Genomic DNA, 6,408 nt, shown 5'->3' with positions numbered 1-6,408 from the left:
CTTGCTGAAGTAGCTGGTGACAGCCCCTTGATAGAGGGTGATGTATCGACCCAGGAATTGCAAAGATCTCACGGCCCAGCTCTAGCCCTATTTTGGCTGTAATCAATGAGCCAGAGCGCTCGGCCGCTTCGATTACCAGGATTCCTAGCGCTAGGGCCGCAATAATGCGGTTCCTGCGTGGGAAGTGCCAGGCTTTTGGCCCCAATCCTGGCTCCAATTCAGACACTAGTAAGCCGCTACTACCAATTGCTTGGGCTAATCTTTGGTGCTCTCTGGGGTACACATTGTCCAGACCTGTTCCGCATACTGCAATGGTTGGCTGGTCCTTCTTCTGTCCAAGGGCGCCCAAGTGGGCGGCACCATCAATGCCCCTGGCTAAGCCCGAAATAATGAGATAGCCCTTCGCAGATAAGGCTTGCGCAAAATAGTGGGCATTTTTGATTCCCTCATGGCTGGCCTTGCGGGATCCAACAATGGCAATCATGGGGAAACCCAGCAAGCGAATATCCCCATATATATAGAGTGAATTGGGAGGATCGTATAAATCTAATAGGCGAGCTGGATAGCCAGCGGCGTTTTGGTGAATTTGGATGATGTCTGAATTGTTCGGCTTGTTCATAAAGCAATTTTCAGCATGGGCGTATAGAGAACTATCAGGACAGCTTTATTACTCTGTTGGATAATTCCGATATGGCTTTATTAACTGTCCTTTGCTATCCAGATCCACGCCTACTTAAGGTTGCTAAACCCGTGGCGCAGGTAGATGCACGCATCAAAAAAATTGTGGCCGATATGGCCGAGACAATGTACAAAGCGCCGGGGGTTGGTTTGGCTGCAACACAGGTTGATATTCATGAGCGGATTGTGGTGATTGATATTTCAGATAATCAAGATGAGTTAATGGTATTCATCAATCCAGAATTAGTTTGGGCAAGCCCAGAAAAAAAATCATGGCGCGAGGGATGTCTTTCTGTGCCAGAGTATTACGATGAAGTTGATCGTCCAGCGGTAGTTCGAGTGAAGGCGCTCGACATCAATGGAAAAGAATTTGAAGTAGAGGCAGATGGTTTGTTATCAGTCTGCTTGCAACACGAGATGGATCACTTGCAGGGCAAGGTGTTTGTTGAGTATCTCTCGATGTTGAAGCGCAATCGTATTTCTCTCAAAATGAAAAAGCGCGCAAAAGAATTAGTAGGCGAGCGCTAAGCGCCCAATGAAAATTGTTTTTGCTGGTACCCCAGAGTTTGCTGCGCAAGCAATGCGTGCAATAGAAAAGGCTGGTCATCAAATTGTTTTAGCGCTTACCCAGCCGGATCGTCGTGCGGGTCGCGGCATGCATCTGCAGGCGAGCCCCGTAAAACTTTTTGCGCAAGAAAAAAATATTCCCGTATTGCAACCGGTATCTCTTAAGCAGAGTCATCCTGACTTGCAGAAACAAGCGGCAGCGCTTGAAGCATATCAATATTTATCTGGCATTGATTTTGATGCAATGGTAGTGGTTGCATACGGATTAATTCTTCCTCAAGACGTTCTGGACATCGCGTCTCGCAATGGTAGGTATGGCTGCTTTAATATTCACGCATCTTTGTTACCAAGATGGCGCGGCGCAGCCCCAATCCAGCGCGCTATTGAGAGTGGTGACGCCTGCACCGGTGTGAGCATCATGCAAATGGATGCGGGTCTAGATACTGGCGATACCGTTTTGGTGGGTGATTTGAAAATTACCTCTGACGACACTAGCGCAACACTTCACGATCGTCTTGCTAAGCTGGGTGCTGAGTTGATGGTGAAGGTTCTGAATGATCTAGATAAGGATGTTGTCATTGCAAGAACTCCACAGCCAAGTATCGGCATTACCTATGCAGAAAAAATATTAAAGAACGAGGCAGAAATTGATTGGCAGTTAAGCGCTATTGAAATTGATCGACGTATTCGAGCTTTCAATCCATTTCCCGGATCGATAAGCAGCCTTCAGGGTGAGCAATTCAAGTTTTGGAACTCTTGTTTGCCCAAGCAAGTGCAAATAGATCCAGATGCCAAGCCTGGACAAATTGTGGGATGTAGTGCTGATGGCGTGTATGTTCAATGTGGTGAGGGCGTGATCGAGATTTTAGAAATGCAAAAACCAGGTGGGAAAAAGATTTCTGCAAGTCTGTGCATTCCTGGTGGAATAAGTGCACCTAATTTAATGAGGTTTGAAAAGGCGGCAAACAAGCAAGGAGACGTAAATGTTTAATTTAGCAAAGACCGCGATTTTGATGGCGGCAATTACTGCGCTCTTCATAGTGGTTGGTGGCATGCTTGGTGGTGAAGAGGGGATGTTGATTGCGCTGCTGATCGCAATCGGAATGAACTTTTTTAGCTACTGGTTCTCAGATACGATGGTCCTCAGGATGACGAATGCACAGCAAGTGGATGAGCATTCTGCTCCCCAGCTGTATGCCATGGTTAAAGAGCTGGCTGAAAAGGCTGGACTCCCCATGCCTAAAGTATTTTTAATTGATGAGGATGCGCCCAATGCATTTGCAACCGGTCGCAATCCGGAGAATGCTGCTGTTGCAGCAACCACCGGCATCCTCAGAGTTCTTTCGCCTCGTGAATTGCGCGGCGTAATGGCCCATGAGCTTGCACACGTAAAGCACCGAGATATTTTGATTTCTACTGTGGCTGCTACTATGGCCGGAGCCATTTCTGCATTGTCAAATCTAGCGATGTTTGCTGGTGGTCGAAATTCAGAGGGTCGGCAAGGCAATCCCCTGGCGGCATTGGCAGTAATGATTTTGGCGCCTCTGGCAGCAAGCCTAATTCAAATGAGCATCTCTCGGGCGCGCGAATATGAAGCCGATCGTGGCGGAGCAGAAATGAGCTCTGATCCTGAGTCGCTCGCACAGGCCCTGCAAAAAATTCATGCCTATGCTCAAGGTATTCCATTTCAAGCCATTGAGCGGCATCCTGAGACGGCGCAAATGATGATCATTAACCCTCTTACCGCTGGTGGCCTCTCACAACTTTTTTCTACCCATCCCCCAATGGAGGAGCGGGTAGCTCGATTAATTAGCATGTCTAAAAACGGGGTTTACCCCGGAGCGGAATAATTTGACTGATCAAAAACCACCACGCAGTCTTCCTCTATCCGAGGCGATCACTATTTCTGCGCAAGCAATTGGTGAGGTGATGGTGGGTCGATCACTTACAGAAGTTTTGGATCAGCTGGATGCGCACGAACGCCCTATCGTTCAAAGCCTTACATTTGACGCTTTGCGTAAGTGGGTGAGATCTCATGAGTTCATTAAGGAATTCATTCCAAAGACTCCACCAGTAGAAGTAGAGTACTTATTAAGCGTAGCAATCGCCTTTTTCTTACAAAGTGGTGCGGAGGGTAAAGGCTATGCGGCTCATACGATTGTTGATCAGGCAGTAAAGGCTTGCAGTGAATATGAGCCAACAATGTATGCCAAGGGCTTAGTGAATGCTGTGCTGCGTAAGGTTAGTCTGGCAGTGCAGGCTGAGAATGAGAAACCTTATCCGCCAGACCCCATTCCTATGTTTTTTCCGCCCTGGTGGCGGGCTAGTTTGAAACGTAACTATTCGAAGTCTTGGCAGGCTATGCTGATTCAGCAGGCCCAACGTGCACCCTTAATTTTGCGGGTGAATCTCAAGCAGCATACGCGTCAGGAATATCAAGAGTTATTGCATCAGGCCGGCATCGTTTCTGAGCCCATTGATAGCATTGCTGGAATCCCATTGAATTCTGCTTTGGTCTTGCGTGAGCCTGTGCCGGTATCCGATTTGCCGGGATTTTATAGTGGCGCTGTTTCTGTTCAAGATGCAGGGGCTCAAATTGCGGCGGTATTGCTTGACCCAAAACTGGGAGAGCGCGTATTGGATGCTTGTGCTGCGCCTGGTGGAAAAACCGCTCACTTATTGGAGTTGGCGCAATGCGAGATGATTGCATTGGAGTTGGATGGTCAGCGTCTTGGAAAAATTGGCGGTAATTTAGATCGCTTGCGACTGCAATCTGACGACGTTCAGGTGGTGCGTGGCGACGCCTCAAAGTCAGCCTGGTGGGATGGTAAGCCGTTTGACAAAATCTTATTGGATGCGCCTTGCTCAGCATCTGGCATTGTTGCAAGACACCCCGATATCCCCTTCTTGCGTCGTGAGGCAGATATTAAAGCGCTACAGTTGAGGCAACGCGCTATTTTGGAGCAAGCGTGGAAGATGCTCAAAATGGGCGGCACGCTTTTGTATGTGACTTGCTCCGTATTTCCAGAAGAAGGTGTGGAGCAGGCCGCTTGGTTTGCAAATGAGCATCTCGATGCGTTACGATTGAGCGCTCCCGGACAAATTTTGCCCGCCGAGCTAAATGATGGTTTTTTCTATGCCTTGTTTAAGAAAAAAGGGCCATGAGCCAATTCATTAAACAATTCACCCTTTGTATTTTGATAGCGCTGAGTCTATTTTCAGCAGTTGCAAATGCAGAGGGGATCAAGCTTAAATCTGCTGAGCTAGAGCGGGTGGATAACGACTGGCTATTAAATGCTACATTTAAGATTGAATTGAGCCCGGGTCTAGAAGACGCGGTTCAAAAAGGGGTTGTCTTATATTTTCAGACTGAGTTTGATGTAACTCGTTCGCGTTGGTATTGGTTTGATGAAAAGCCTGCGATGGCTCAGCGACTAACACGCTTGTCTTATCAGCCCATGACTCAGCAATATCGCATAGCCTCTGAAGGCTTTACCTTTTCTGCAAAAACTATATTTGAGGCCTTGCAGGCAGTAGGGAGTATTGGGGGTTGGCGGGTAATTGATGGCAGCCAAATTGACGCAAGCAAGTCTTACACTGCAGCGCTCAGAATGACTCTAGATTTGAGTAGGCTACCCAAGCCATTCCAGGTAAATGCACTAAACAATCGAGACTGGAATGTGACAAGTGATTGGGTTCGCTTTCCATTTTTACCAACCGGCCCCAACCTGATTAAACGATGAAGATTTCTTTAGACTTCATTGGATCAAATGCGTTTGAGAAGGATGCTTGGAAAAGACGCGCACTGCCGATAGCAATGGCAGTAATTGGTACTTTTGCGCTCCTATTGCTAGTCTTGCTATCCATTGCAACATCCAACACCGAGTTCTTTGATAACTATTTTATTTGGCTCTATGCGGCCAACGTCATCATTGGCATTTGTTTGACGCTAGTCATTTTGACCTTGGTGATAGTCATTGCCATTCGTTGGCGTAAGGGACGGTTTGGTACCCGCTTAGTTGCCAAGCTAGCCATGATTTTTGCTCTGGTTGGAGTGGTCCCAGGCTTAATTTTGTATGGCGTCTCTTTGCAGTTCGTTTCTCGCAGTATTGAAACATGGTTTGATGTGCAGGTAGAGTCAGCATTAGATGCTGGGCTTGAGCTGGGGCGAGTTACTCTGCGCGTTGCTCAAGAGGAGATTTTGGCTGAAGGCAATTACATTGCTGAGCAAATTACCCAAGTTCCATCGGGCACAAGTTCTGAGCAAGTTGGCTCCATGGTGATGAAGATTCGCAATCAATTTGGCATTCAAGAGGTAAGCCTTTTTGGTATCCAGCGTAACTTGATCTTAACCAGTGAATCGCGGCCTAAAAAATATCTGCCAGCACCTGCCCCCGATACCATTAATGAGGCATTTAAAAAGAAGGGCATCTCCTCTGTAGAGCAAATTGAAGTAGAAGGTGGACAGCGCGCTTATCGAGTGAGGGCAATTGTGCCGATTATCCGTAAAAAACAGCTCTCCGGTAAATCAGGCTCTGCTAAAGAGGTAGAAGATAAATATTTTTTGCAGTTAGTGCGTTTTATTCCCGAGCCATTGGCTAAAAATATTGTTGCAGTTGAGTCAGCCTATAGCGATTATCAAGAGAAGTCCTTGGGCCGAACTGGCCTAAGAAAAATGTTTGTAGGTACGCTTACATTAACTCTATTTTTTGCATTATTTGTGGCGGTTACTTTGGCTTTGACCTTGGGCCGTCAGCTTGCAAGGCCTTTGTTGATGTTGTTACGGGGGACGCAGGCTGTTGCTCAGGGTGACTTATCTCCCAAACCAGAGTTGGATACTGGCGATGAGCTGGGAATGTTAACTCGTCAATTTAATGTGATGACCCGTCAGTTGGCCGATACCAGGACATCTCTCCAGGAATCCAAATCATTCTTAGAAACAGTATTAGGCAATTTAACTGCTGGCGTTTGTATTTTCGATAAAAACTTCAATGTGGTTTCAAGCAATGCGGGGGCTGATCGCATCTTTGGGCAAGACTTAACGCGAATGGATGGACGTCCTTTAAGTGATAGTCCAAGTCTTGTTGAGTTTGATCAGGCAATTAAAGAGGGTTTTGCCACCATGAAGCTAGCAGTCGGCGTAGAGATTGGTCAGCCAGACTT

General features: G+C 47.1%; 7 protein-coding genes. 6 read left to right on the top strand and 1 reads right to left on the bottom strand.

Annotation, left to right across the window (positions count from 1 at the left end; all coding sequences use genetic code 11):
- Positions 1-619: DNA-processing protein DprA (gene dprA / locus B7Y67_RS09385; protein WP_293598416.1), on the bottom strand; the 619-nt coding region annotated here is incomplete at its 3' end.
- Positions 620-690: 71 nt separating this feature from the next.
- On the opposite strand from dprA, the gene def reads away from it, so the two are divergent.
- From def to B7Y67_RS09355, 6 genes are all read left to right on the top strand, one after another.
- Entirely contained in the window at positions 691-1,206 is a 516-nt protein-coding gene (gene def / locus B7Y67_RS09380; RefSeq protein WP_293598415.1) for a peptide deformylase, read from the top strand.
- A 7-nt stretch (positions 1,207-1,213) separates the two neighbouring features.
- Positions 1,214-2,236: a methionyl-tRNA formyltransferase gene (gene fmt / locus B7Y67_RS09375; RefSeq protein ID WP_293598414.1), complete on the top strand. Its 1,023-nt coding sequence runs from the start codon at positions 1,214-1,216 to the stop codon at positions 2,234-2,236.
- On the top strand, positions 2,229-3,095 hold the full coding sequence (gene htpX / locus B7Y67_RS09370; RefSeq protein WP_293598413.1) for a zinc metalloprotease HtpX: 867 nt from the start codon (positions 2,229-2,231) through the stop codon (positions 3,093-3,095). The genes fmt and htpX overlap by 8 nt, the downstream gene beginning before the upstream one ends.
- 1 nt (position 3,096) lies before the next feature.
- Positions 3,097-4,410, top strand: coding sequence for a 16S rRNA (cytosine(967)-C(5))-methyltransferase RsmB (gene rsmB / locus B7Y67_RS09365; protein ID WP_293598412.1), 1,314 nt, complete (start codon positions 3,097-3,099; stop codon positions 4,408-4,410).
- On the top strand, positions 4,407-4,988 hold the full coding sequence (locus B7Y67_RS09360) for a DUF4390 domain-containing protein (protein WP_293598411.1): 582 nt from the start codon (positions 4,407-4,409) through the stop codon (positions 4,986-4,988). Before rsmB ends, B7Y67_RS09360 begins: the two co-directional genes overlap by 4 nt.
- Positions 4,985-6,408 (top strand): HAMP domain-containing protein (locus B7Y67_RS09355; RefSeq protein ID WP_293598410.1); only part of this gene is annotated, 1,424 nt, incomplete at its 3' end. The genes B7Y67_RS09360 and B7Y67_RS09355, both read left to right, overlap by 4 nt.

Source organism: Polynucleobacter sp. 35-46-11, assembly GCF_002281105.1.
The sequence above is the reverse complement of the archived record's forward strand: the minus strand, read 5'-3'. Positions and strand labels throughout refer to the sequence as shown.